Below are 26,427 nucleotides of genomic sequence, written 5' to 3'. Positions count from 1 at the left end.
GCAAGCGGCAGAAGCTTTGCTATTGCGCTGCAATTTCAGCATTATCTATACGATATACCGCACCTTCACCAACACCCCATGCTGGGAATACCATCACAACATCGATAGCGCTGATGTCTAAGCCAGCGTCATACAATGTTTGAAGTGGGAAGGTATAGGTTTGCCATTCGCCAGTGACTGGATCAGTACCTTCAAGGCTATCTGAAATTGGAAGCTCCACAGCACTTGATGTATCGCCAGACTCAATTTTAAATAACCAAGGGGCGGAAGCATCGTTAGGCGCCGAGCTTACTTTCATTTCAAAGCGCACTACGCCTGTTGAAAGTAACGAAGAGGCATCAAAGTAAACATCGTCGTCGGCAAGGAAGCCCATGACAGTAGGTGTTGCGCCAATACGGAATTCAGCCACTGTGCCGTGGTCGGCATCATCGACTTCTTCGGTGGGCGTAGAGCCGCCACAGCAATCCCAAATAGACCATTGATCAGCCGCTGTATCGGCAAACAGAGTTAGCTCGGTTGCCGCAGGTGTGTCGCCATCTGGGTGGTAAAATTTCACGTTATCTAGGCGATAAACTGCACCTTCACCTGTGCCCCACGCAGGGAACACCATAATTACATCAATGGCGCTTAGGTCTAGGCCAGCAGCTTGTAAATCAGCAATAGGGAAGGTGTAAGTTTGCCATTCACCGGCAGCGGGCACTTGTCCTTCAACGCTGTCAGAGATAGGTAACTCAACCGCAGTGGCACCGTCGCTAGACTCAATCTTAAATAACCAATCGGCACTTGCATTGTTCGGCATGCTAACAACGCGCATATCGAATTGTAGCAATCCGCCATCTGCTAAAGCAGATGCGTCAAATGGCGTGTCGCCACCGCCTGAAGCTGAACGGGTAATAAAGCCCATAACAGTAGGTTCTGCGCCAATACGGAACTCGGCGGTTAAACCATGTTCTTCATTGTCGATTTCTTCGGTAGGAGTTGAACCGCCACAGCAATCCCACATTGGCCAATCAGGGTTCATTTCATCTTCGAATATCACCAATTCTGGATAGGCAGACTCTTGCGAAATTTCAACATTTGCTAAACGATAAACGGCGCCATCGCCTGCACCCCAATCGGGGAATACCATAATTACGTCAATAGCGCTGGTATCTAGTCCCGCATCTGCTAGTGCACTTAATGGAAACTCATATGACTCCCATACACCTTGCTCAGGGGTATCGCCAGCCGTGTCATTAGGACCTACATAGCCATCCGCTAGCGGCAATGTAGCTGCAGTAGTGCCTTCGCTACTTTCTATTTTAAACGACCAATTCGCGGCTGTATCGTTAGGCGCTGACATCATCTTCAGGTCGAATTTTACGCTACCGTTTTCTTCCATAGGTGAGGCATCGAAAGGGGATGCTTGACCTGCGGGGTCGGTAATAAATAGCTCGCGGCTAATAAAGCCCATCACAGTAGGTTCTGCACCAAAGCTGAATTCATATACCTGACCTTCAGCACTATCTTCCACTAGTGCAGGAGTTGAACCACCGCAGCAATCCCATGCCGGCCAATTAGGGTTAGTGGTGCCGTCAAAAATAGTAAGATTTTCTGCAATGCCTGTTGAAGGCGGCGAAGGAATAGGGGCAGCTCCTTCTACCAATGCATCGTCTAGCGAGTCGTAGCCCGGGCGAACGGTTTCACATCCTGCGCCTGTATCTGGGTTTGAGGCACATTCGTAAACCCGAACATAGTCGATATCAAAGCTTTGGCCATTTTCAAATGCACTGGCATCAATGCCCGTTTCGTTTACCGCTTCAGGCCAGTTTCCACCTACTGCTAGGTTTAGAATGAGGTAGAACTCTTGATCGTATGGTGCGTTATCCCAGTGGGTAACTAGCTCACCAGTACCTTGTTCGAAGTACTCGGTGTACCAACCACGATGTGACAAGCCTGTAGCTTCGCCATTACTGTTATAACGTACTTCAGAGCGACGCTGAGTGGCATACAAGTAATCGTCCATATACCAACGAATTTCACCTTCTTGCCATTCTATCGCGTAGGTATGAAAGTCATCTGCGGGGTTAGCGCCATCAGGCAGCGAATAGGCTTGGCCTGAGCTATCGTTGTTTGGCCATTCCTGACCATAATGCAAGGTGCCGTAGATATGCGCTTCAGGATTGCCATCTGCATCGGCAGCTTTAAGGTTAACCGCTTCAAAAATATCAATTTCACCAGAACGGGGCCAGCCACCATACACTTCGTCGGTAGGCATCATCCAAAATGCTGGCCAACTGCCTTGACCCGAAGGCATTTTAGCGCGCATTTCAATGCGGCCATATTTAAAGTCTGCTTTGTAACGAGTAATTAAGCGGGCTGAGGTATAAGGCTTTTGTGCACCCTCTTCAGCGGGCAATGCAACAATGCTTAATGCACCATCACTAATGAATGCGTTTTCGTCGCTATCGGTATAGCACTGAGCCTCGTTGTTGCCACCGCCATCGCAGTTAACCTCGTGAGTCCAGTTATTATCGTTAATGGTCGCGTCTTCGAATTCGTCGCTCCATACTAGTTCCCATCCTGTGGTAGGGGCGCTAGTGTCAACGGCGTCTATATCTGTAGAAGTGGTTGCTCCACCGCCACAGCCAACCAAAGTTGTGACCGTTAACGCGGCAGCAATCCGAGAAAGTTGAGTTACATTTTTAGTCATTATCTTCAGCCCTAATGCTAAGTAAATGGTTATCTAAAACGCCGCGTTGGCCACGTCGAGTTATGTTTTGTAAGCGCTTCCATTTGAGCTTGTTATTTTTCTATTTGAAAGCGCTTACATAAGATTAATGCACGTTAATTGAAAGATCAACAACACTCTTTGATATTTTTAACATTTGATTTACTTGGTGCGGGTGTGGCTATGCAACGTGTTATTTCAACTAACTGTAAAATATAGTTTTTATTTTTATAAAAGCAAAATTGCTGTAATTAGTACAAAAAATTAACCTTGTATTCTGGCGAATAAAAATAAAATGTTAATTGATTAGTCGGAAGGTTAATGGCAGAAATTTATTACCTATATTGCGCCATGAAACCATAATGCGAAGGTAGTCCATGCCAGTGCTTAACGCGCCTTTGATACTTTAAGAAGCATTAGGTGTTGAAATGCGTTTTCGTCTTTCTAATAGAAGGTGGAATGCGTGCAAGGCAGCTGCTTTAATAATAACCTCTATTGTTTTGTTAGTAAGCTTTCACGGGTGACAGAAAACGGGCCGCTACGGTATTTAGCATCGTAATAATCATCATCACAAACTGAAGTAGCAGCGGGAGCAATAAGGCGGTAGAACGAAGGAGACTCGTTGTTATTAGGCAAAAGCATTAGTTCAGGATGCTTAATAAAAATGGTTGGATTAATTGAGCTAAGTGCTTGATAGGCGGCAAGCTGACAAAGGCGTTCGGCGGAACTTGATTCTACTTGATGAAGTGAGTGCCTGATGAGTTCTTGTATATCCTCTAGTATTGATTCTAAACGCCAATGCGCGCCTGTATATCGCGCTGATGGACTTATGAATGCGTGACTAAAGGCGGGGTGTTGATTGAGTTTTTGTAATATCATTTTTGCTTCACTAAATAGGTCAAATCTTCCTACTGTTACATAAGTTAATGCGGCGCTATGATTGCGATGAAATTGAATTGACTCAGGGGCGATGGGTAAATGCTTCATCACTTCAAAAATGGAGCGAGAATGCCTGAATATACCAATTTGTATTTCATATTTGTGGGCGGAGTCGGGGCTTGATAAAGGCTCAATGGTTGCAGCGTTGGCCGCAAGGTTTCCGTTGGAAGAAGAGGTTTCTCGCGCAAGCAAAATATCATCTATAAAAACGGAATCGCCTTGTGCTGGGGCTGTAAAAGCAAGGGTGCTGGATTGAATAGTTAAGCCTTGCTGAATGAGGTAGTCCTCATCTATTTCAATGCGGTACTCCCCTGGAGGAACAGCATTAACATAGAAATAGCCATCACTCTCTGTTCGCGTTTTAACCACTATTTGTTCAGTATTGTCGATAAGCGCTATGTCGACATAACCCGCGCCGCGGCTAGACGAATCACCTACTAGATAAATGGTTCCTTCAACATCATTAAAGGTATGTACTGGGAATTGAGTTTCATTAACCCCGCCTGCGTGGGTCAGTACTTGTACTTTGCCAGAGGCTGGCAACATATAGGGGTCAGGAAGCGAATCAGGTTTTAAGGTGAGGTTTTGTGTTCTGGCTCCCGTATTGAGCCTGACCATTCCATTTGTGTCGGTACTTTTATCACGCCATAGTGAGCTTCCAGTAAACGTGACGCCTTCGATAGGCATTTCGTTAGGGTCTTTGCGTAAATTTCGATTATCGTCAAGGAAGGCAAAAGCATCTATACGCCCAGCAGTGGCACCCGCCGAACGTTCAAAATTCAAACTCTGTGTATAAGGGTTAACATTGGTATTGCCGGTTAAAGAAAGGTTTACTGACCAGTCCCCCCCCTCCATGACGCTAGCTGCCAATCCAATATTCAAGGACTCAAAGCGCCAGTTGTGTTGGTGTCTAATTTCTAAGGCATTGTCAGTGTCGTTTCTATAACGTAAGCGAGTTTCGCGATGTTGGGAAAGCGATTGCGGCCATCGCATCGACACATAGAAATTATCAGTTGAAAAGCGGTCTGAAGGAATAAAGTTCCACGCACTAGAAAGGTTCCACCCATTAACGTCTTTGGCGTAATACAATCGGCCAGTGACCGCAGCATTACTGTTGTTAGAGACGCTGAACCCTGAAGCAAACGTCCCACCCAGAAAGTTGTCATTTACATTTACGCTTAGCGCACTTTGGGGGTCATCGAATTCATAGGCTCTGTGGGTCATACTGGCGTTCCAGCCGAAGCGGCCCAGCCATTCAGTTTTTCCGTTCAAACGTAACGAGGAAATGTGCTTAATATCATCATCTTGTGAGTATGCATCACTATAAAAGTTGTTGAAGTAACGGGTAGCAAAGTTCATATTGAGGTTATTGCTGAACCGACCGTTCCAGCCTAAAAACATACCATAACCGCCAGTATCCTGATCTGATACCTCAAATTTGAGCGCCGAGCCGAAAAGTTGGGTATTGATACCGGCAGTGACATACGAGGCAATTTCATCTTCCAGCCAAAGGCGTTGAACGCTAGCAGATAAGGTAGCGCTATCGGTAAGACCGTAGCCGAGCCTAGCGACAGTGGCTTTTCCAATCCCCGTTGTAGATACTTGACCATCAAGTAAGCGAAATTGATTATCGGTAAGCCCAAATAAAAAATCGAACTTGCCCTGTCTTAGCTGATTATTACCCACATTGACGGTTTTAGTTCTAACCTCTTGCTGACCTTCAGGCCCATATAATTTCAACTCAAATAAGTTTGCCCCATAGAAGGTTTCTATATCTTCGAAAAGTACCTTGTTCTCCTCGTTACTAAATTGCTCATCGATAAATTGCCCATTTCTGAAGAGCTGCACTCGCCAGCCAGGTAATACGAATTCTTCAATGCTAGTGCTTGAAAAACTGCGCCGCTGCCTCGTATCCCCATTATGTACAATCAAGCCGAGTGACTGCCCAGAGCGTGTAACAAGTTCATCTCTTTGCAGCTGTATATCGCCAAATTCATAGGCAAAACTGTTTAAGGGGTTGTTAGTGTCTTGGTCGATTTCGTTTAAGGTTTTGCCAAACCGCAGGTAATGGATACTCGTGTCATCAACTCTACTCACGCGAAGGTTTGCTGAATGATATAAGAAATCGAACCCTGCATTTATATTAGCGGAAAAGCGACTATCGCTGGTGGCGCTATCTTGTTGTGATAAACGGTAAGTCACCAGTGGCGATGTGAAAAATTGATATTGATCTTCAACAACTTTACTTACAGGCACTACGTTAGGCTTAAAATGAAGAGGCGGATTATCAGCGCTTGTGTTTGAAGATGAATTTAAGGGAAGCTGGCCAGTGAGGTTAAGCTGAAGCAACGTATAGTTAAATTGTTGTTTAATCTGCAATAAGGTCGCAATCATGCGTGTATCGATATAAATATCGAATTCATCGGCTGCCCAAAGAAACGCATCAGGTGGTGTATTATCCAGCATGGGCAAGGTTTGATTAAATGCATAATTGAAGCTGCAGAAATCAATACTACCTTGTGATTGTATAGTCCCTTTAGCCATTGATATTTCCCAATCTAGGGAGAGTGCATCGGCAAACAAAGACGCAGGGACGAGGTATCGTTCACCAACAGGGTAAACGTCAAATCCGTCCCATAGGGGGCGGCCGTTAACTCGTAACACACTAATCAATAACTGATCTTCATCTAACGCCACCCGCGCCGTTGAGGAAAGGGGAGGACAGGGCTCAGCCCATGAGACGAACACAGTAAGACACAAGAAGATTAAGGATAGTATCCTCATGACACGTTAGCGGGTTGCTATTTTATAACGTGGTCAATAGATAGCGCTATGTCGCCACCAAATTTATCAATTTCAGTAAACCGAATAACAACAGGCCCTTTTTTGGCGTTTTGCAGTGGGATCAGTACTTTTCGACGTTCCAGAGGGCGATAGACTGCTACGTTATTCAGTACACCAACTTCTTCCCCTTCAGCATCTTCAATGATGAAGTTTCCAAATAATGAACGATTGCCTGAACGTTTTAACCAAATTTGTAAGTGTGGCTTTCCGTTGTAAATGATGGTGGATGGATTCACCATTGAAGCTTCAGCAGTAATGCGTCCATGACGCACTATAATCGGAATATTGTATGCAAGTTTGCTGGCAAGGTTTACATTCCCGTTCGTACTAGGCGCTATTTCTGTGACTAAACGAAGGTTAGCTCGATACTCACCGTCAACAAGTCCAGCAGGCTTTCTTAATGCGAAGCGTAGCGCTTGACGCTCTCCGGGTAGAATATTGCCACGTTTCGGTGAATATCTAATAAAAGTCGATGCCGTGAGCGGGTCTTCTGTTACCGCGTACACTAACCCCTCTTCAGTCATCGCATTAATGGATAACTCTGCCTGATAAGACATTGGCGTTGAGCTTGTGTTACGTATTTGGATAGAGTCTGAGCGGGATTTAGAATCAAAATAAATGCGAAATTTAGATAACGAAACATCTGCATTGGCAACATTGGAAAAAAATAGCGCAGCAGAGATAACAAGAAAAACAGAAAGACGAATAGGTGTTAACAGCCGTATCAGTATCATATTTACTTTTGATTTCGAGTATAGAAAAGAATAGGCGAACGCAGTTCGCTCGCCTCAAACGATTACTGGAACGTAACGTCAACCACATAGTTAGCGGTATAAGAGTCGCCTGGCGTTAACGCCGAATCAACCGTCATGTCACCATATACATCGATAGTAAGATCTGTACCTGATGCGTCTGTAGTAACCGCAGTCAATGTGCCGTCTGCGATATTGTCGTGTGTTGCCACAGCTGCATTGATGTCGTAGTTCGCTTCAAAAGTAACATTAGTACCAGATGCACCTGTCACTGTGACATTCACAGGAACATTTGAAGCTAAGCCTGAAACCGTAATTAGACCAATAGCAATGTTTGCATTAGAAACATCGCAATCGCCCGTTACCGCGCCCGCATTATCCATGGTACACACAGAGCCTACTGTTGGCTGCATTGCACCGAAGTGAAGTGTTGCTGTCTCTGCAATAGTAGCATCGGACATCGCGTCTACATTCGCTTGAAATGTTTCACTTGCTGCAAGTGTTGACGCAGAGATAGTAGAAAGTAGCGCTATTGTCATTATTCTTTTTTTCATTTTGTTTCCTCTCATACCTTTAGTCGGGGCTGCCTAACGAATTATTTTACAATTGTTCTAAAATCAGTGAGTTGCTGGGAAGCTTTTATCAGTACTCAATTGACAGCGAAAATATATAACCACAGTCTTTACCCTTTTAAAAGGCGTTAAACCTTATGCTTACTTATTGAATTTAATAACTATTATAGAGAGGAAAAAAATTATATTTTCAACGTGTTGATTATATTTAAGTTTTTTTTAAGTCACTTTTTAAAGTTATACTTTTGTATACAAGCATAAATTTTATAATTTTCAATTTTTTTTAAAAAAATATTGCTTGGGTGGGGTAGATAGGCGTTTTTTTGCATTTTATTACTGTCTTGAATGTTTATAAAAATCTATTATCGCGCCACTAAGTTGACTTTAAACCAAGTGTTTTTACTAACATCGTGTTTTCATGGAAGCGGTTTATAATTTCAGTATGCAGTGGACATGCAATTAAAGGAGTGACACATCATGCACCACCATTCTCACGGGCATTCTCATGGTCATGGGCACGAACATAGCCATGCAGAAACCGACAGTAGCCGCATAGGTTGGGCATTCTGGTTAAACTTCTGCTTCACCATTATTGAATTTATCGGGGGGGTGCTAACTAACAGTGTCGCTATTATGGCTGATGCGGTTCACGATTTGGGCGATACCCTATCAATTGGCCTTGCGTGGTACTTAAGTAAGCTTGGTCAGAAATCGGCTACCGATAAATATTCTTATGGCTTTAAGCGATTAAGTCTCTTGGGCGCTATGATCAATGGGCTTATTCTTGTTGCTGGTTCGGCTTGGATATTATCTGAGGCGATCCCTCGGTTGGCAAACCCTGAAATGCCGATGACAGAGGGCATGATGGGCTTGGCAGTAATGGGCATTATCGTAAACGGCTTTGCGGCTTATAAGCTAAGTGGCGGCCATTCAATGAATGAAAAGGTGCTTAACTGGCACCTCATTGAAGACACCATGGGCTGGGTAGCGGTACTTATTGTGGCTATTGTTTTACATTTTGTACATTGGCCTATTCTCGATCCAATCTTATCTATTCTGTTTACGCTATTTATCTTGTTTAACGTTTTGCGATACGTAGTGCAAACCATGAAGTTGTTTTTACAAGGCTCGCCAGATGATACCCAAAAGCAGGCTATTTCTGATGTTTTATTAAGTATGGAACACGTTGAAGAACTGCATCATGTTCACTTTTGGTCTCTTGATGGCGAACAGCATGTGTTAACAGCGCACGTGGTAATTAATTGCAGTATTGATAACACTAAACTTAGAACGTTAAAGCAAGATGTATCAGACCGACTAGCGCCGTTTAATTTGGCCCACACTACCATTGAATTTGAATTGCCTGGTGAGCCTTGTCGAGATGACAGTGACAACTTGCATGTTCACCCGCATCACCATGAACATGTTCATATTAAATAAAAAAGGCGGCCAAGGCCGCCTGTTAGTATTATTGATGCGCTAGGCGCTTTAACCCTAATTCGTATCTGGCACGCCACCATTTAAGGCTTATGCCGATGGCGACAAAGCAGGTGCTCCACAGGCCAACTAAAGAAGGGATAAAGGCGTTACTGATACCGCCCACGAAACCCACCGGTGAGAACATTAAGTACAGAGTCACAATTAAACCAACCAGTACAATCGCGCAAGGAATGGCATAACGCCATGGAGTCATATCCACCTCTGCTTTAGGTACAAAGCGCCATGGCTGTGCCATAGGGTAAAAGTGACCAATAGCCAGCATAATGCCAAGTTCAATGGCAAACAAAATGGCGTAGATATGGATAAAGTTAATCTCTACTTGCCATACAAACTTCAGCAAGGCATACGCTATGACGTGAAAGATAATGGCGACCTTTGCAGCAAGGGCAGGCACGTTTTTAGTAAATAAACCGACCAATACAATGGTAATAACAGGAATGTTATAAAAACCGGTAAAGATACGAATAATCTGCCACAGCCCTTCCGGTGCCAGCATTAATAACGGCGCAGTAATGAAAGACACCACCGCAATAACTAAACTGGTAATTTTGGCTACGCGAATTAGCTGAGAATCACTCACTTTATCTTTCTTAAAAGGTTTGTACACATCTAAACAAAACAGTGTGGCTGCACTATTTAATAACGAGTTGAACGAGCTAAATACCGCACCTAACAACACCGCTAAGAAGAAACCAGACAAGTATTGCGGTAATACCTCTTTCACTAAGTGTGGATAGGCTAAGTCGATAGTTTGCAGGTTTTCATTTTGATAAAGGTGATACGCAATCACTCCTGGTAACATCATCATAAAGGGCACGAGTACTTTAAAGTACCCCGAAAACAACACACCCTTTTGCCCTTCAATTAAGTTCTTAGCACCTAATGTACGTTGAATAACGTATTGGTTGGTACCCCAATAAAACAGGTTGGCCAATATCATACCGGTGAAAATAGTCCCAAAGGGCACGGGATCATCAGCGCCACCTATGGCGTTAAGCTTTTCAGTTTCGGTTGTGGCAATAGTAGTTAGACCGGCCGCGAAGCTGCCATCACCTAATGCGATTAAGCCTAAGATAGGTACTAGTAACCCAACAATAAGAAGGCCTACACCGTTGATGGTATCTGAAACTGCTACCGCTTTTAAACCGCCAAATATGGCGTACAAGGCACCTATACTGCCTACCATTATAATGGTAACAATAAGGCTGGCTTCATAACTTAAATTCAATAACCCGGGCACATCGAATAACCGAAGTACCGCAATAGAGCCTGAATAGAGCACTGAAGGAATAGTAATTAATGTGTAACCGACCATAAATAGTACTACCGTCATTCTTCTTACGTTGTCATCGAAACGGTCACGTAAAAACTCGGGTAGGGTAGAGAAAGCACCCGCTAAGTAGCGGGGCAAAAATATCAGCGCCATGATAATGGTGGAAATACCCGCGGTAACTTCCCATGCCATCGCACTTAAATTGTACCCAAAGGCAGAGCCGTTAAGGCCAATGAGCTGCTCTGCAGAGAGGTTAGTCAGGATCATAGAGCCTGCAATGAAGGTGCCGGTTAACCCCCGACCTGCTAAGAAATAGCCGTCTTGTGTATTTACTTCGCCTTTCGTTTTCATGTACGAAATAATGGCGACCACGGCCATAAAGGCCATACAGGTCAGTAAGGTAAGCGTCACATTCATGCTAATACTCCGGCGGCTATTGCGGCCACATAGTGGTAGCAGACATATCCATTTCGGTATGTTGTACCTCAGGCCCTAAAACCACTTGCTCACCTTTGCGAACAAATACCGCCAGCTCATTTAAACTTAAAATTTGCTCGTAGTACTTACCGCCTTGGTAAGTGTCATCGTTTGTCGGTGAAGCGCTATCGGCATTAAAACGAACCCAATCACCTTCTGGTAAATAGAATTTCACTTTTCCGCCAGGCACAATGCAAGGCACCACCAACAAACTTTCACCGCACATAAATTGTTGTTCAAACTGACGGGCTAGTGGGTCGTTAGGGAACGCGAGGGCCATAGAGCGCTGCACAGGTAAGCCGGTTTCGCTGGCTTGTTGTGTGGCTCTTTCTAAATAGGGCAGTAAACGATATCGCAGTTTTAGCGCATCGAATACGGCATCAGATGCTGCCTCGCCGTATGACCAAGGTTCGCGAGGGCCAATGCCATGCAGACGCATATGAGCAGAAAATACTGATGCTTGTGCCCAGCGAACGTATAATTCTGCGTCACGAGTATCTTTATAGAAGCCGCCGATGTCGGTGGCAAAAAATGGACCGCCCGACATGCCCCAAGAAAGGCTACCGCGAATACTAGCAGCTAGACCATGCCAGTCTGCTTGAGGGTCTCCACCCCACTGGGCTGGAAAGCGTTGGCTACCTGTCCATGCTGAACGGCTGAACAGAAATGGCCCCGTTTTACAATATTTCTCAGCCGCTTCGTATACGCAGCGGTTATACAGCATGCTGTATACGTTATGCAGGCGGTCGCCAGAATCGCCGCTGTATGAGAGCATATTGTCATCTTCTAACTGCTCACCAAAGTCGGCTTTAATCATATCAACACCCAATTCGAACAAGGGCTTGTGTGATTCTTTCCAAAATTCGTAAGCGTCTGGGTGGGTGAAATCTAAAATACCTGAATCGGGTAGTGGAGTAAGCACTTCACCGAACGGGCTTAAATCCCACTCATAACGATAAGCTTCACCAGTGCGCTTGTCCTTAATTAACCAGCCTTTTTCAGCTGCCTTTGCGTACAGCGGGTTTTTCACTGAAATCATGGGGTATTCCCATACGCAAATTTTAAAGTCCATGGCTTTTAGTTCATCAAGAATCGGCTTAGGATCGGCGTAGCGAGTAGGGTCCCATTCAAAGGCAAAGCGAGTATCGGTATCTTGCCATGCGCGGCCATCTAGCGTGATGACATCGCAAGGCATGTTCTTTTCACGCACTTCTCGGGCCACGGCTAATAGCTCTTGGGAATCTTTGTAGTAGGCCTTAGAAAGAATAACACCTAGGCTCCATTTAGGTGGAACAGGCGCGAATCCTGTAAGGCGGCTGTAAGTATGAATACTTTGCGCTGGACTATCGCAGTGATACAAAAACATATCTAATAAGTAGTCTTCTACCACGCAAATGTACGCGCGTTGCGACCAAGGTGCATAGCCTACACCATGAGTCACTGGCGTTGGCGTGTGGACAAAAAGGTTCCAGCCTTCAGGGCTCCACGCGTAAGGGGTGTTTTTATAAGACTTTTCAGTGTTTACGCCAAGTGCATCGTGATTATATGAACGAACCAACTGACCGCGTTTATCAAGCTTGCCCCATTTTTCACCTAAGCCGTAGATTGATTCATCGTCACCAAGTTCTAAACAAATTACCCAACCGGCATCAGTTTTGGCGAATGGAGGAAGGCGATGTTGACGCACAAAGTGCCCATCGGTAGCCGATTCTTGTACCAAAATATCGTTTCGATAAAGCTTGAAATGAAGCGGGGCAGAAAACAGTTCTAAACGGTATTCACCGGCATTAATGGTGCAGTGCTTATCGTCTCCAGAAAACACGAGTTGCTCAGCATTCGGTGTGGTAACCAGCATGCCATAGTCAAAACCATCAACTAGGGTCGCACTATCACCGCTCGACTGAATACGTAAGCCGAATTGGCTGATAGAAAATAGTAAGCTGCCGTATTGAGTAGGCACCGCTAGGTGGTGATCGTCTACTAGATAAGGGCTCGCGGTAATGTCCGCCGCCTTTATGCTGTTCCAGTCTGGCTCGGTTACCGAAAATGCATTACTCATATCACTTCACTCTTCGTGTCTTATATAAGACATAAGTTAATGAAATGTAACTTGGCTGTCAACGAGCAATTACAGTTTTCAGTGCAAATTATTACAAGTGCGCATTGTATTACAAATGGGGAATGGCGTTTATACTATTGGTAGCGACTGACAGTTGCGGCTATCTACATGCTGCCTTAGTAAACGCAGCAGTTAGTTAACGTAGTGATTAGTCAATACAGTGCTTAGTTTAACAAGTGGGGCACATTTTGAAGAATTAACGTTATCCCACTAAGCGCTAATGTACTAATGGCCAATAATCTTACCACGCTTGGTTCAATCCGCGCAGCTAGCAGCCTACCAATACGCGTAAATATTAAGATCAGGGGGATAGCAAAGAGGGTAGATATAACCGTAGTATGATCGGGTAACGTGCCAAAAGGCACCATGGCTAAACGAATAAGCGCGGTAACACTAAAGATAGCCAGCAGAGTATATCGCACTTCGTGCACAGACCAATTCTGACGATAACACTGAAATACCACGGGTGGCCCGAAAGTAGAAAATAACCCGCCTAGTACGCCACCCAATGCGCCTGATACTATAAAGCCCCAGCCTTTGCCAGAGGCAGCAGATTGGCTTCTTTTCACAATGAGTAGCAAACAGCAGGTTAATATTGCCAATCCAAGCAAAATATTTAACCAAACCGACAGTCCCGCGGACAGATATTCAAGCAAGGCGTAGCCCACGGCAATAAAAGGGATACCGCCAATCAACACAAGCGTGAAGGCTTTGCGGTGTATCAGGTGAACATTTTTCAACACAATACTGGTTGAATTCACTAGTCCTAAAACGCTAATTAAAAAAGTGGTGGCGGTAAGAGGAAGTAAATTAAACAAGGTAAAACTAGATACCACCATTAACCCAAAGCCAAACCCGCTCAAGGTTTGTAGTACAGTAGCAAAGCCCAATAGAATGAACATAGGTACTAGGGTTTCAAGTAACATTTTGCATCTACACCTGTAGTTGTATGTGATTTACTTCAAAAATGCGCTATAACTCTTGTGTATGATATAACAACAAAAATTAAGCATTAGGTTAGGGTTTCATGTCTTCATCTCAGTTCGACCACAAATTAAGTGGTCCCAGTCTTGCGTTCCAACCGCTCTATCAGCAAGTTGCCGAATATATAAAGCAGCTCATTGTGGAACGTCGGTGGCAGCCTGGTGAAATGTTGCCAAGCGAGTTCAAACTGGCTGATGAATTTAATGTTAGCCAAGGCACGGTTCGTAAAGCGTTAACCTTGCTTACCGACACTAAAATTGTAACACGCCGCCAAGGTGTAGGTACCTTCGTTTCCGAGCATACTGCACAAGATGCCCTGTTTCGCTTCTTCCCGCTTCAAGCCGACGGCAAGGGGGCAGACCTACCCAAAGCCGAGTTACTTGGCATAGAACTCATATCCCCCGATAAAAACGTACAAGCCGCGTTAAATCTATCCGGCAAAGAGCGAGTGACAAAACTCGAGCGTCGCCGTATTTTAGACAACGAGTTTTGTATGCTGGAAACGATTTTTCTGCCGGCTAAATACTTTGCTGGCATACATGAACGCAAAGATATTCCCCATACCTTGTACCATTTTTATCAAACCGACTTTAATCAAACTGTATTTAAAACCCGAGACGGTATTAAAGCGGTACTAGCCTCAGATAACGATGCCAAGCTTTTACAAATAAAAGCCGGCGAGCCGCTGTTGCTGGTAACACGCGTGACAGAATCTATTGACGGAAAACTGATTGAATATCGTGAAAGCAAATGTAGAAGCGATCACTATCATTACCAAGTAGAGCTTGATTAAATTAGCGCTAGCAATCCCTCTGCTAGCTTAGTGCATGGCCGTTTAATATCGCTATGCTTTGTTCGTATCGCTTCTTTTTAACGCTGCTCCATCAAGGCGCTACTCTTTAAAGCTATATCCTTTGGAACAGCTCCCTCTAAGACTATGCCATTTAACACTTGGCCTCTGAAATAAGGGGTTCGGTACACCGTCATTCAACAATGTCACTTCGAAATAAACACAAAAACAACTTCGCGAGTATCAAAAAGTGGGGGCCAAATTAATTTTGTTAACACTTTGTTGACATGGCATTCCTCCTATAATAACTTATGTCTTATACAAGACTAAAGTCTTTTTTATTAAACAGGATTAAAGATATGAACGCGTTGGAAAATATCCCTGAAGTTGGGTTTGGTTTCTGGAAAGTAGATACGGCTATCTGTGCTGATACTGCATACGAAGCGATTAAAGCGGGCTATCGCCATTTAGACTGCGCTTCTGATTATGGCAATGAGAAAGAGGTTGGCGAAGGCATTCAGCGTGCTATCAAAGATGGCCTTTGTACCCGTGAAGAGCTTTGGATCACGTCCAAATTGTGGAATACCTTTCACGCACCAGAGCATGTGCCGCTAGCACTTGAAAAAACATTAAGTGATTTACAACTCGATTATCTCGATTTGTATTTAATTCATTTCCCTATAGCGCAAAAATTTGTGCCGATAGAAACCCGTTATCCGCCTGAGTGGTTTTACGACACTACGCAAGAGAACCCCACTATGGAACTTGCGCCTGTGCCACTTTATAAAACATGGGAAGCCATGGAAGGTTTGGTAGATAGCAAGAAGGTTAGTCGTATTGGTGTGTGTAACTACAACACTGGGCTACTGCACGATCTAATGAGCTACGCCCGTATCAAGCCTGCCATGTTGCAGATTGAATCTCACCCTTACCTTACACAAGAGCGTTTGATTCGTTTAGCGAAAGACTACGACATGAAAGTTACCGCGTTCTCACCATTAGGTGCTCTGTCTTATCTAGAGCTAGAAATGGCGGATAAAACGGAATCGGTACTTGAGCAAGACGTAGTGAAAAAAGCCGCCGCTGCCCATGGTAGAACACCTGCACAAGTAGTGCTTCGCTGGGGTGTACAACGTGGTAATGCGATTATTCCTAAAACGTCGAAGCCTGAAAGAATGCGCGAAAACTTAGCGTTGTTCGATTTTGAACTTACTGATGAAGAAATGCAGGCTATTTCAGCGCTTAACATGAACCGACGCTTTAACGATCCAGGTCATTTCTGTGAAGCTGCCTTTAATCGTTTTCACCCTATTTACGACTAGGAGAGTACTATGAGCAACGCAATCGAATATGCCAATGTGCCAACTCAACACAGCTACAACGGTCAAGTTTTTCCGCAAATTGTGGTAAATAACGATGGCTGTAAAACCGTAGAAGAAACAGTGACGTTTATTCAACAGAACCAGGCTGAGTTAGAAGCGCAACTCGCCATTTCGGGGGCGTTGCTGTTTAGAGGCTTTCCCTTAAATTCAGCGGAAACCTTTGATATCTTTTCGGCCGGTTTCGGGTATGCAAACTTTACCTACAAAGAATCGCTGTCTAACGCGGTACGCATTAACTTTACCGAGCGAGTATTTACCGCTAACGAAGCCCCTAAAGATGTAGAGATTTTCTTGCATCACGAAATGGCACAAACGCCAATTTCACCCAGTAAGTTGTTCTTTTACTGCCAGTCAGCGGCTGATAATGGGGGTGCTACGCCACTATGTCGCTCAGATAAATTATTTGAAGCACTAAAAGCGGAAAATCCAGCGTTAGCTAACGAGTTTGCTGAAAAAGGCTTGAAGTACACTACCACTATGCCCGCAGCAGATGATGCTAATTCTGGGCAAGGCCGAAGTTGGAAAAGCACCTTAAGCGTAGAAAGCACCGCCGAAGGCGAGGCAAAGCTAAAAGAGCTTGGCTACAGTTGGGAGTGGATGGACGATGGCAGCTTACGCGCTATTACACCAGTATTACCGGCAGTAATTGAATTAGGTGATGGATCACAGTCTTTCTATAACCAGCTTATTGCTGCTTATATGGGATGGAAAGGGGTGCGTGAAAACCCCTCTTCAGCCATTACGTTTGGTGACGGTTCTGCCATTCCTAAAGAGGGTTTAGAGCGTATTGCTGAGCTATCGCAACAATTTACTTTCGACCTTGAATGGCAAGATGGTGATGTGGCGTTAGTTGATAACTATCGTGCTATGCATGGCCGTCGCCCATATTCTGGTGAAAGAAAACGCCAAGTATTAGTCGCTCTTGTCGCTGCTGAGCGTTAATTGTTATGACCGAGTTTGCCGCAAAGTGTAAATCGATTTGGCCTGGGTTTGGTATTGCCACAATAACCGGTATGGCAGCGCTGTTTTTAAGTGAACATTATGGCGCACCAGCCATGTTGTTCGCGCTGTTACTGGGTATGGCAATTTCATTTTTGTATCAGGCCGATGGGGTGTGCAAATGCGGTATTGATTTTACCGCCAGTACGCTATTACGTGCTGGTGTTGTATTACTGGGGTTGCGTATTGCCTTGGGAGACTTAGTTGTTCTTGGTTGGCAAACCGCAGCCATGCTGGCTTTTGCCATTTTCTCAACCATAGTGTTGGGTGTAGTGATGGCAAAAAGCGTGGGTATGCAAAAACGTTTTGGCGCATTAACCGGTGGCTCGGTAGCTATTTGCGGGGCTTCTGCGGCATTAGCAATTTCTACTATTTTACCTGCTGGCAAAAACCATGAGCGGGATACGCTGCTAACGGTAATTGGCGTAACTGCTATGTCTACCATTGCCATGATTGTTTACCCTATTATTGCTGGGCAATTGGGTATGAACGATACCGAGGCGGGCATTTTTCTAGGTGGTACCATTCACGATGTGGCGCAAGTAGTAGGTGCTGGTTATTCAGTGTCTGAAGACGCGGGCGATATGGCTACGCTAACCAAACTGGTTCGGGTTGCCATGCTATTGCCTGTGGTCATGATCATGATGGTTGTTATAAAACGTGCACATAGCAGCACGCAGGATGTGGATAGCGAAATGCCCAAGCTACCACTGTTTCTTGTGGGTTTTGTGGCGCTAATGCTATTAAATAGTTTTGTTACCTTACCTGAAGTGGTTATCGAATCAGGCTCACAGATATCTCGATTTTTTCTTGTAGTATCAATCACCGCCATTGGTATGAAATCAAACTTAGGTAAGCTGGCTGAAGTAGGCATGTTACCTATTGTGCTTATTGTGACGGAAACTCTTTGGATAGCCCTGCTCATATTGGGGTACTTGTTTTTAAGTTAGTCTACTTAAGCTAGTCAACTTGAGTAAGTCATTTTAAGCTAACTTTGTTAAATCAGTTTTTCTTGAATTAGTTGTCGACAGAAATGCACTCGTAAAGGAGGCAATGCGTGCCTATCTCAAATAAATCTAAACAGGGTGTGAGCACGCATTCTGAATCATCAAAGCAGCAGACTTTGGCGAACGAAACCGGTATTCATGCCTTGTACGCCGAAAACCCTATTGCCGCAGACGAGCAAGTATTCGGGCGTAAAACCGATGGGCTAACACGACGTGGTTTTCTATCGGGATTCAAAACCCTCTCTTTGTTATTAGGTGCAGAAATAGTTTATGGCCGGTTTATGCCAGCAGGGCTTATTCCGGCTGCATTAGCGCAAACTGAAACGCCTTTTAGTATTGAAGGTAAAGATGGGTTAGTGGTACTAAACGACAGGCCTATTAACGCCGAGACACCCGCGCATTTACTTGACGATAAGGTTACGCCAGCGTCTAAATTATTTGTGCGTAACAACGGTATTGTGCCTGAAATAACCCCCACTGATTTTGATGAAAACGCGTGGACACTCACTATTGAAGGTGAGTCGGCAGCTGCATCTCGCACCTTCACCTTAAGCGAGCTTAAAGCGAACTTTAAACATTACACCTACCAACTCACCCTTGAGTGTGGTGGTAATGGTCGTGCTGAATTTTCCCCTGCGGCCAGCGGTAATCAATGGACTACCGGCGCGGTAGGCTGCCCGTCATGGACAGGCGTTCGTTTAAAAGACGTACTGAACGCCGTCGGTATTAAAGACGATGCAGTCTACATAGGTTATTACGGTGAAGATTTACATTTAAGCCGCACGCCAGGTAAAGCGGCTATTTCCCGTGGCGTGCCTATAGGTAAAGCATTAGAAGATGAATCGTTAATTGCCTTTGAAATGAATGGCGAACCGCTACCGCTAATGAACGGTTTCCCCATGCGGTTAATGTTTGGCGGCTGGCCAGCTTCTACCTCGGGCAAGTGGTTGTCGAAAATTGTTATTCGCGATCGGGTACACGATGGCGCGAAAATGGGCGGCAATGCCTATCGTGTGCCGTGCAAACCAGTCGCACCAGGCACGAGTGTGCCAGAAGACGAAATGTGTATTATTGAAGCCATGCCGGTGAAATCCTTGATTACCCACCCCAAGTCCGGTGCCGATCACAACAAGGGCAAAGCGTTGGCAGTACGCGGGCATGCATGGAGCGGCGAAGCTTCAATAGCCAAGGTGTTTACCTCAATTGATTTTGGGCAAACTTGGCAACAAAGTACCTTGTCGAAGCCCGTTAATAGGCATGCTTGGCAGCACTTTAATTCAGAAATTAACTTCAAGCAGGCTGGCTACTATGAAATTTGGGCGCGAGCTGAAGATGCAAATGGTCGTTCTCAGCCAATGGTGCTACCTGGTTGGAACCCTAAAGGTTACTTAAACAATGCGTGTCATCGCATTGCAGTAAAGGTAGTGTAGCCAATGAGCAGGCTGACAAGCGCGCTAATGCTATCGGTGTTATGTGCTACATCACTAGTAACGCTAGCTAACGAACATAAGCTCAACCCCGCGACAGGGCTTGTTGATGCTACGGGGCATAATATGGTGGCTGCACACTGTACTGCCTGTCATTCCGCTAAGCTTATTTCGCAAAATCAAATGAGCCGCGAACGTTGGCTTGAAACTATTCGCTGGATGCAGAGCACGCAAAAGCTTTGGCCCTTAGGTGAGGCTGAACCTGTCATCTTAGATTACCTTACGACGTGGTATGGGCCCAAAATCCAAAGTCGACGTGCACCTATTCCAACTCATCTAATGCCACAAGGATCAGACTAGTTTTATCGCGGCTAAAAACTAAAACATCTAGTTTATAAATATAAAAAAACGGGAGCGTAAGCTCCCGTTTTTGATGTTTGTAATCTAGATGCTAGGTAAGGTTAACTTAAGCCCAGATAGGCGAAGTTAAGCCCAGCTAAACTAAACATTAACTCGCTAGCCCAGCAATCACTCGCTATGGGCACGCAATGTCTGACATTGCTCCATCATCACTAGAGGCATTTGCTTCAAAGCGTACATTAGATACCAATAACGATGCCGACGCGTTAGCGTTAAGCGCAAATGGTGAGAAAAGCTCAGCAAATGATGCGCCTGCTTCTACGAAACAGCGTGAAGGAATAACAACCGTTTGCCACTCGGTTGAATTAGCTGCGAAGGAATTCAACGGTAACGACACACCGCAATCACTGCTACTACAACCAATAGACACACTAAGGTTATCTAGGCCTTGTGCCAATTTTACATCTAGCACAAGTGCCGACTCATCGTCGCTGTAATCACGCATATCTTCAGGGAAAGGTGAATAGAAGCCGACAGTAGCTTGGTCGGTAAATGTGAGTGACAAGCTATCTTCTTGCACCATGCGGTCGGTGGTACGCACGCTAGCGCCTTCAGATTCCACTGTATTGCTTGTTACAGTCGTATCACCCGAAGCGTCTTTAATTATTAGCTGCCATGGTTTTTGTGTAGAAAGTACGTAAACATCATGGGCAGGTAACGGCGCGTTAGCATCAACGCCAGTCGACTCAGACAGCGGCGCTTCGATAGGATCGGTATCACCAAATGTTAACCCATAACCGTAAGCAAATTGTGCGGTGTTACCGTCATCTTTGTTCACGATTTGCGTAGGGGTAGCTGGCCACGAGAACGAAAGTTTTCCGTGCATTGGATAGTTAATTTCACCGTCTTTTTTGGTGAATAAAACATCGGCAACACCTTGGCCTTCAGAGCCAGGTAACCAGGCTACTACAAAGGCATCACTGGCGTTAATTTCTGGGTTTACCCACAACGGGCGGCCGGTAATGAAAACAGACACCACAGGAATACCTTTGGCTTGGAAAGATTTCAACAAGGCAAGATCTGTCTTGTCGCCACGTTGATATTCAACATTTGAAATATCGCCATTGCCTTCAGCGTAAGGGTTTTCACCAAACACGATAATGGCTACATCAGGTTTATTGTCTGTTGAACCTTGTGCATCAAATGTCATTCCTTCAAATAAAGTAGCCGTTCCGCCAGCTTCACTAACGGTTTGCTGAATACCTTCAAAAATAGAGGTTGCGCCTGGGAAGTCGCTATTTTGGTTGCCTGTTCCTTGCCACGTAATAGTCCAGCCTCCTGATTGCTTGCCAATATTATGGGCAGCATCACCCGCTACCACCACGTTCATATTTGGTGCTAGTGGTAGTAATGCATCTTGGTTCTTAAGCATTACTAAAGATTTGCGAACCGCAGCGCGGGCAATATCGCGATGGGCTTGCGCACCAATAATCTCGCTATTGCCCGATAACGCGCGGTTAGCCGGAGAAGGTTGCTCAAACAAACCCATACGTACTTTAACCCGCAATACCCGGCGTACCGCATCGTCTAGACGAGACTGAGGAATAATCCCAGATTTAACCTGTGCAATGGTGTTCTCATACAAAGGTTTCCAAGCACTGGTAGGCACCATAAAAACATCAAGACCCGCATTCATAGCTTGAGGACAGCTTTCGTTAGTACAGCCTTCAATTTGGCCATGACCGTTCCAGTCACCTACGATAAAACCGTCGAATCCCATTTTATCTTTTAGCACATCAGTAAGTAGGTATTTGCTGCCGTGAATTTTCTTACCATGCCAGCTGTTGAATGACGCCATTACAGACTGTGAGCCAGCATTTAAGCCCTCAACGTAGCCTTGTGCGTGAATGCGAAACAAGCTTTCTTCGTCGGCAATGTTATTGCCTTGGTCGTCCCCGCCTTGTGTACCGCCATCACCAATAAAGTGTTTTACCGTTGAGATAACATGGCTATCATCAATGCTGCCACTGGCAATATCGCCTTGCATACCAGATACAATGGCTTTGGCATAAGCGCCTACAATGGCCGGGTCTTCTGAATAGCTTTCATAAGTTCTACCCCAGCGATCATCACGGGCTACCGCAACCGTTGGCGCGAATATCCAATCAATGCCAGTCGCACGCACTTCCTTGGCAGTCGCTTCGGCAATTTGAGTAATAATGGCAGGGTCGTTCATAGCACCCAAACCAATATTATGCGGAAATAAGGTAGCGCCAATTACGTTGTTGTGACCATGTACTGCATCGGTTCCCCACATGGTAGGGATGGTGCTGCCATCGACAGAATCGTCTATTGATGCTTGATACATGGCGTCAGCAATGGCAATCCAATCTTGTGGAGTGGCGTGTTTATCGTTATTTGGGAAAGCACCGCCGCCATTTAAGTATGAGCCAAATCCGTAAGTACGCATGTCTTCAAGGGTAACATCGCGAATTTCTGGCTGAATTGTTTGCGCTACTTTTTGCTCAAGGGTCATGGTGGCTAAAATAGCGTCTACTTTTTCTTCTACCGCTTCGCTATTGGCAGTGCTAAAAGTAATTTCAGGCCAAAAATCGGGTACTGATTTTTGTGCTGCTTGCTCAGTCTGCGCAGTTTTCGGCGTGCTAGCCTCGTCTTTCGCTGGCTGACAACCTGCCATAACTAATGCTGCGGCAATTAATGAATATGAACTTAGTTTCATAGTAAATTCCTTGTTTATTTGTGGCTAGCAGCCAAGTTAACGGTGGCACCACGAAGCCCGTAATAAGCAATATATAAGTAGCAAATAACCGGCAATAGGAAAGAAAGTTGTACACCCGCGTTGTCAGCAATAACACCCTGTAGTAGTGGCACAATAGCACCGCCCACTATGGCTAAACACAACATGCCAGAGGCTTGTGCTGTTTTTTGGCCTAGCCCTTTAAGTGCAAGACTGAAAATGGTTGGGAACATGATAGAGTTACAAAGTCCTACTGCTAAAATTGTCCACATAGCGATATTGCCGCTGCTGCATACCGAAACAATAATGAGTGTACATGAGGCAAATGAATTAACGGCGAGTAGTTTACCCGCGGCCACTTTTTGCATGACCGCAGCGCCAATGAAACGCCCTACCATAGCGCCACCCCAGTAATAGGCGATGTATTTTGACGCTTGGCTTTCACTCATGCCTTTAATGCTTTCAAGCCCAAAATAGTTTACCAAGAAGCTGCCAATGGCGACTTCAGCACCTACGTACAAAAATAAACCTAGTGCGCCTAATGATAGGTGGCGATGTTTTAATAAACCTGTATCTGTCGTAGTGGCAACATCCATTTCACTGTGCGTGGGTGAGGGCAGTTTTACTTTCACCATAACCACCGCCATTGCCACCAGTACAGCGGCTAATGTTAAATAGGGAAGTACTACCGCATTTGCATCTACTGCTGCGTTTTCCATGCCTTCATGTGCGCCGAATAAGACTATACCGCCAATGATGGGCGCAACAGTTGTACCCAATGAGTTAAACCCTTGGGTCATGGTAAGCCGGCTAGAAGCGGTATCTGGATTCCCCATAATGGTCACCAAAGGGTTTGCGGCAACTTGCAAAATAGTGATGCCTGAAGCCAATACAAACAACGCACCTAAGAACATCCAGTACTGAGTGAATAGCGCCGAGGGAATAAACAACACGCAGCCCACTGCAGCCGTGATTAATCCCACACCAATACCTTTTTGATACCCAGTGGCACTCACTAATTTTCCGGCTGGAATAGATATAAGAAAATAGGCGCCAAAGAAGCACGATTGCACCAGCATGGCTTGGGTATAAGAAAGCGAGAATAAGGCTTTCAAATGGGGGATGAGAATGTCGTTAAGTGCGGTAATGAAGCCCCACATGAAAAATAACGACGTTAGCGTAGCGAGTGCAAGTTGACTGGTGGTTGTAGAGCCAGCCGTGGTTTTTATAGTTTGATTCATAGGTAACGCCCTGAATTCACTTGTTAGTAAACGAAATGTCGTGTTCGCATTTAGCTTGTTGGTTACTTTGCGTTAACGAATTGGTTCGGTATTTGTTAACACTTTGTTGGTCAGTATAGGGTGCGAAAATGAAAATGCAAGCGCTTACATTGTTTGATTGTATGCGTTTACATTTTTATTGAAATATTACAAATACCTGCTGTGTTCTCTCGCGTTTTTAATAGTTTGACGTCGCTAGGTTAATATTATTTTCCAATAGCGCTTGCTTTTTCTCCTTAAATAAATAAGATCAAATGCAAATTGTTATCATTTGTATTATTGATTAGAAAGTAAATTAAATGACTCATCCTTACTCTGTTACTTTGCTATTAGCGAGCGCGCTACTGCCAGCATATGTATTAGCCGAAGCCGAGGCGCCAGTTGAACGCGTAGTGGTAACGGGAACACGTACACCCAAGCTTCTAGGTGCATCTCCGGTCAAAGTCGATGTGATAGATAAAGCGGAAATTTCAAGGCTCAGCAAGGGAACGCTTCGGCAAGTGCTGGAAGTTATGCCTGGGGTTGTGGTTAGGCGCAGTCAAAAAGACGGGTATAACGTACAGTTAAATGGCTTTAATGGCGACCATGTATTGGTGTTAATTAACGGTCAGCCAGTTATTTCTCCAACAGGCTCTTCAGTCGATTTAGATCAAATTAGCGTTGCCAATATTCGGCAGATTGAAATTGTACGCGGTGCCGCATCGGTTCTTTATGGCAGCTCTGCTATGGGTGGGGTTATCAATATAATAACCGATGTGCCGGAAGGTTCTCAGTTATCGGCCGATTATGAGCTTTCGCATTACAGTGATGATGGGTTGGACGGCGATACCTTAGGACATACTGCCAAGGTTAGCGCAGCAAAAGCAGTAAAAGATTGGCAACTAGGGTTAACCGCACAGCACATTACTAACCCGGGTTTCGACTACGACACTGACACTGTTTCTCAAGATGGTGGGGCAGTGGATAAATCCTTTGTTCAGTTTTCACTATCTACCCGCTTAAGCGGGTTGGATTTTAGTTATAAAGGCCAGTGGCTGGATGAACAGAAAGACAAGCCTCAATCTTCTATTCCAGGGCAATCTAGCATTATCAGTTACGTGTCTAGCGTTACCCAATGGCAGCATGATGTAAAACTTGCTCAACAACAGAGCTGGCATATAAATGGGCGCTATTTGTCTCATGATGAACAAAGCGGGAATACCAATGGCCTTCGCCAAACCGATATTCAATTAGCGGAAATTGAAGCGCAGAAAATTTTATCCTTGGGCGATGTTGAGTGGGTAGGGGGATTGGTTGCCCATGCCGATAACTTAGATCAGCAAAATGTGGCAACGGGTACGGTAGAAGTTGACGATGTTAGCCGAGAAAGCACCGAAGCGTATGTGCAAGCCAATTGGCAGCAAAATGACACCCAAGCCCTGCTTGGCCTTCGAGTACAAAATGATTCAGATTTTGGTTGGCATACGGCGGCCAAGCTCAGTGGTAGTCAAAGCTGGAAACTTGATGAGACCACACTACAAGTACGTGGTGGCGGTGGATCTAGTTATCGAGTCCCTAATTTAAAAGAACGTTACTACGTGTTCGATCACAGTAACTTAGGTTACATGGTATTGGGAAATGAAGACCTTGTGCCAGAAACGGCGCTAAGTGCCAATATTGGGTTGAACGCGCGACTAGCCCCGAAACAAAGTCGATGGTGGTATCAGGCCGATATCGATTTCCACTACACCGAAGCAGAAGATTTTATAACCACCGCGGTAGATGTAGAAGCTTCGCAAGAAGCCGGACTTGATATCTCTGTGTACGAAAACCTCGATGAAGCCACGCTGTATGGTGCGGATTTGAGCGTGAGCGCGCAAAACGATAACTGGCAGTGGCAACTTAACTATAGCTACTTACATACAGAAGATGGTGATTCTGAGCGCTTGCCCGAACGACCCACGCATTTAGTGAAAGCCTCAGTGACCTACCAATTTGATAAAACGGATACCAGCGTTCAACTGTATGGCGTGCATGAAAACGACGTTTCTCCCACCTCTGGTTACACCGTTACCGCGAAAGACAGCTACACCACCTTAAATGCCGTGGTGCAGCATGACTTTTCTAGCCATTGGCAAACCCGCTTGGGGGTTGAAAACCTTACCGATGAACATCGCTCACCCGATTCACTTTCGGCGGGGGCTTTTGATGCTCGCCCTATTTCAGCTCGACGAGTTTATCTAGGCGTGAGTTACCAGTACTAATTCGTCTGCAG

At 45.1% G+C, this 26,427-nt stretch carries 17 protein-coding genes; 8 read left to right on the top strand and 9 right to left on the bottom strand.

The window, feature by feature from the left end; genetic code table 11:
• Nucleotides 1-19: 19 nt before the first annotated feature.
• The 4 genes from AVL57_RS18465 to AVL57_RS18450 form a co-directional block, all read right to left on the bottom strand.
• Nucleotides 20-2,692, bottom strand: coding sequence for a glycoside hydrolase family 16 protein (locus AVL57_RS18465; protein WP_057795502.1), 2,673 nt, complete (start codon nucleotides 2,690-2,692; stop codon nucleotides 20-22).
• Between the two features lie 510 nt (nucleotides 2,693-3,202).
• On the bottom strand, nucleotides 3,203-6,397 hold the full coding sequence (locus AVL57_RS18460) for a hypothetical protein (RefSeq protein WP_138118169.1): 3,195 nt from the start codon (nucleotides 6,395-6,397) through the stop codon (nucleotides 3,203-3,205).
• A gap of 53 nt (nucleotides 6,398-6,450) precedes the next feature.
• A complete protein-coding gene (locus tag AVL57_RS18455) occupies nucleotides 6,451-7,227 on the bottom strand; it encodes a fimbrial biogenesis chaperone (RefSeq protein ID WP_057795506.1) in 777 nt (258 codons plus the stop codon).
• Between the two features lie 62 nt (nucleotides 7,228-7,289).
• Nucleotides 7,290-7,799 carry a hypothetical protein gene (locus AVL57_RS18450; protein WP_057795508.1) on the bottom strand — a complete coding sequence of 170 codons (510 nt, stop codon included), beginning with the start codon at nucleotides 7,797-7,799 and terminating at the stop codon, nucleotides 7,290-7,292.
• Between the two features lie 495 nt (nucleotides 7,800-8,294).
• Between AVL57_RS18450 and AVL57_RS18445 the strand changes: the two genes are divergently transcribed.
• Nucleotides 8,295-9,257 carry a cation diffusion facilitator family transporter gene (locus AVL57_RS18445; RefSeq protein WP_057795510.1) on the top strand — a complete coding sequence of 321 codons (963 nt, stop codon included), beginning with the start codon at nucleotides 8,295-8,297 and terminating at the stop codon, nucleotides 9,255-9,257.
• Nucleotides 9,258-9,285: 28 nt separating this feature from the next.
• On the opposite strand, the gene AVL57_RS18440 is transcribed toward AVL57_RS18445, so the two are convergent.
• From AVL57_RS18440 to AVL57_RS18430, 3 genes are all read right to left on the bottom strand, one after another.
• Complete coding sequence (locus AVL57_RS18440) at nucleotides 9,286-11,007, bottom strand: solute:sodium symporter family transporter (protein WP_057795512.1); 1,722 nt, start codon at nucleotides 11,005-11,007, stop codon at nucleotides 9,286-9,288.
• Between the two features lie 16 nt (nucleotides 11,008-11,023).
• Nucleotides 11,024-13,126 (bottom strand): glycoside hydrolase family 31 protein, encoded by a 2,103-nt coding sequence (locus AVL57_RS18435; RefSeq protein WP_057795514.1) that lies wholly within the window; start codon nucleotides 13,124-13,126, stop codon nucleotides 11,024-11,026.
• A gap of 224 nt (nucleotides 13,127-13,350) precedes the next feature.
• Nucleotides 13,351-14,112: a sulfite exporter TauE/SafE family protein gene (locus AVL57_RS18430; RefSeq protein ID WP_057795516.1), complete on the bottom strand. Its 762-nt coding sequence runs from the start codon at nucleotides 14,110-14,112 to the stop codon at nucleotides 13,351-13,353.
• A 101-nt stretch (nucleotides 14,113-14,213) separates the two neighbouring features.
• Between AVL57_RS18430 and AVL57_RS18425 the strand changes: the two genes are divergently transcribed.
• The 6 genes from AVL57_RS18425 (at nucleotide 14,214) to AVL57_RS18400 (ending at nucleotide 20,135) form a co-directional block, all read left to right on the top strand.
• The gene (locus AVL57_RS18425) at nucleotides 14,214-14,963 is read left to right on the top strand and encodes a GntR family transcriptional regulator (RefSeq protein ID WP_057795518.1); all 750 of its coding nucleotides are present in this window, start codon (nucleotides 14,214-14,216) and stop codon (nucleotides 14,961-14,963) included.
• A gap of 356 nt (nucleotides 14,964-15,319) precedes the next feature.
• Nucleotides 15,320-16,282, top strand: a complete 963-nt coding sequence (locus AVL57_RS18420) for an aldo/keto reductase (protein WP_057795520.1) — start codon at nucleotides 15,320-15,322, stop codon at nucleotides 16,280-16,282.
• Nucleotides 16,283-16,291: 9 nt separating this feature from the next.
• Nucleotides 16,292-17,284, top strand: coding sequence for a TauD/TfdA family dioxygenase (locus tag AVL57_RS18415; protein ID WP_057795522.1), 993 nt, complete (start codon nucleotides 16,292-16,294; stop codon nucleotides 17,282-17,284).
• A 5-nt stretch (nucleotides 17,285-17,289) separates the two neighbouring features.
• Nucleotides 17,290-18,291: a YeiH family protein gene (locus tag AVL57_RS18410; protein WP_057795524.1), complete on the top strand. Its 1,002-nt coding sequence runs from the start codon at nucleotides 17,290-17,292 to the stop codon at nucleotides 18,289-18,291.
• A 137-nt stretch (nucleotides 18,292-18,428) separates the two neighbouring features.
• Entirely contained in the window at nucleotides 18,429-19,778 is a 1,350-nt protein-coding gene (locus AVL57_RS18405; RefSeq protein WP_057796540.1) for a sulfite oxidase, read from the top strand.
• A gap of 3 nt (nucleotides 19,779-19,781) precedes the next feature.
• Complete coding sequence (locus AVL57_RS18400) at nucleotides 19,782-20,135, top strand: hypothetical protein (RefSeq protein ID WP_057795526.1); 354 nt, start codon at nucleotides 19,782-19,784, stop codon at nucleotides 20,133-20,135.
• Nucleotides 20,136-20,310: 175 nt separating this feature from the next.
• On the opposite strand, the gene AVL57_RS18395 is transcribed toward AVL57_RS18400, so the two are convergent.
• Nucleotides 20,311-22,875 carry a glycoside hydrolase family 3 protein gene (locus AVL57_RS18395; RefSeq protein WP_082605017.1) on the bottom strand — a complete coding sequence of 855 codons (2,565 nt, stop codon included), beginning with the start codon at nucleotides 22,873-22,875 and terminating at the stop codon, nucleotides 20,311-20,313.
• Nucleotides 22,876-22,889: 14 nt separating this feature from the next.
• The gene (locus tag AVL57_RS18390; protein ID WP_057795530.1) at nucleotides 22,890-24,134 is read right to left on the bottom strand and encodes a sugar MFS transporter; all 1,245 of its coding nucleotides are present in this window, start codon (nucleotides 24,132-24,134) and stop codon (nucleotides 22,890-22,892) included.
• 338 nt (nucleotides 24,135-24,472) lie between these two features.
• Between AVL57_RS18390 and AVL57_RS18385 the strand changes: the two genes are divergently transcribed.
• Complete coding sequence (locus AVL57_RS18385; RefSeq protein WP_057795532.1) at nucleotides 24,473-26,416, top strand: TonB-dependent receptor plug domain-containing protein; 1,944 nt, start codon at nucleotides 24,473-24,475, stop codon at nucleotides 26,414-26,416.
• The last annotated feature ends 11 nt before the right edge of the window (nucleotides 26,417-26,427 follow it).

Origin of the sequence: Alteromonas stellipolaris, from assembly GCF_001562115.1 — a bacterium.
Classification (GTDB): domain Bacteria; phylum Pseudomonadota; class Gammaproteobacteria; order Enterobacterales; family Alteromonadaceae; genus Alteromonas; species Alteromonas stellipolaris.
The sequence above is the reverse complement of the archived record's forward strand: the minus strand, read 5'-3'. Positions and strand labels throughout refer to the sequence as shown.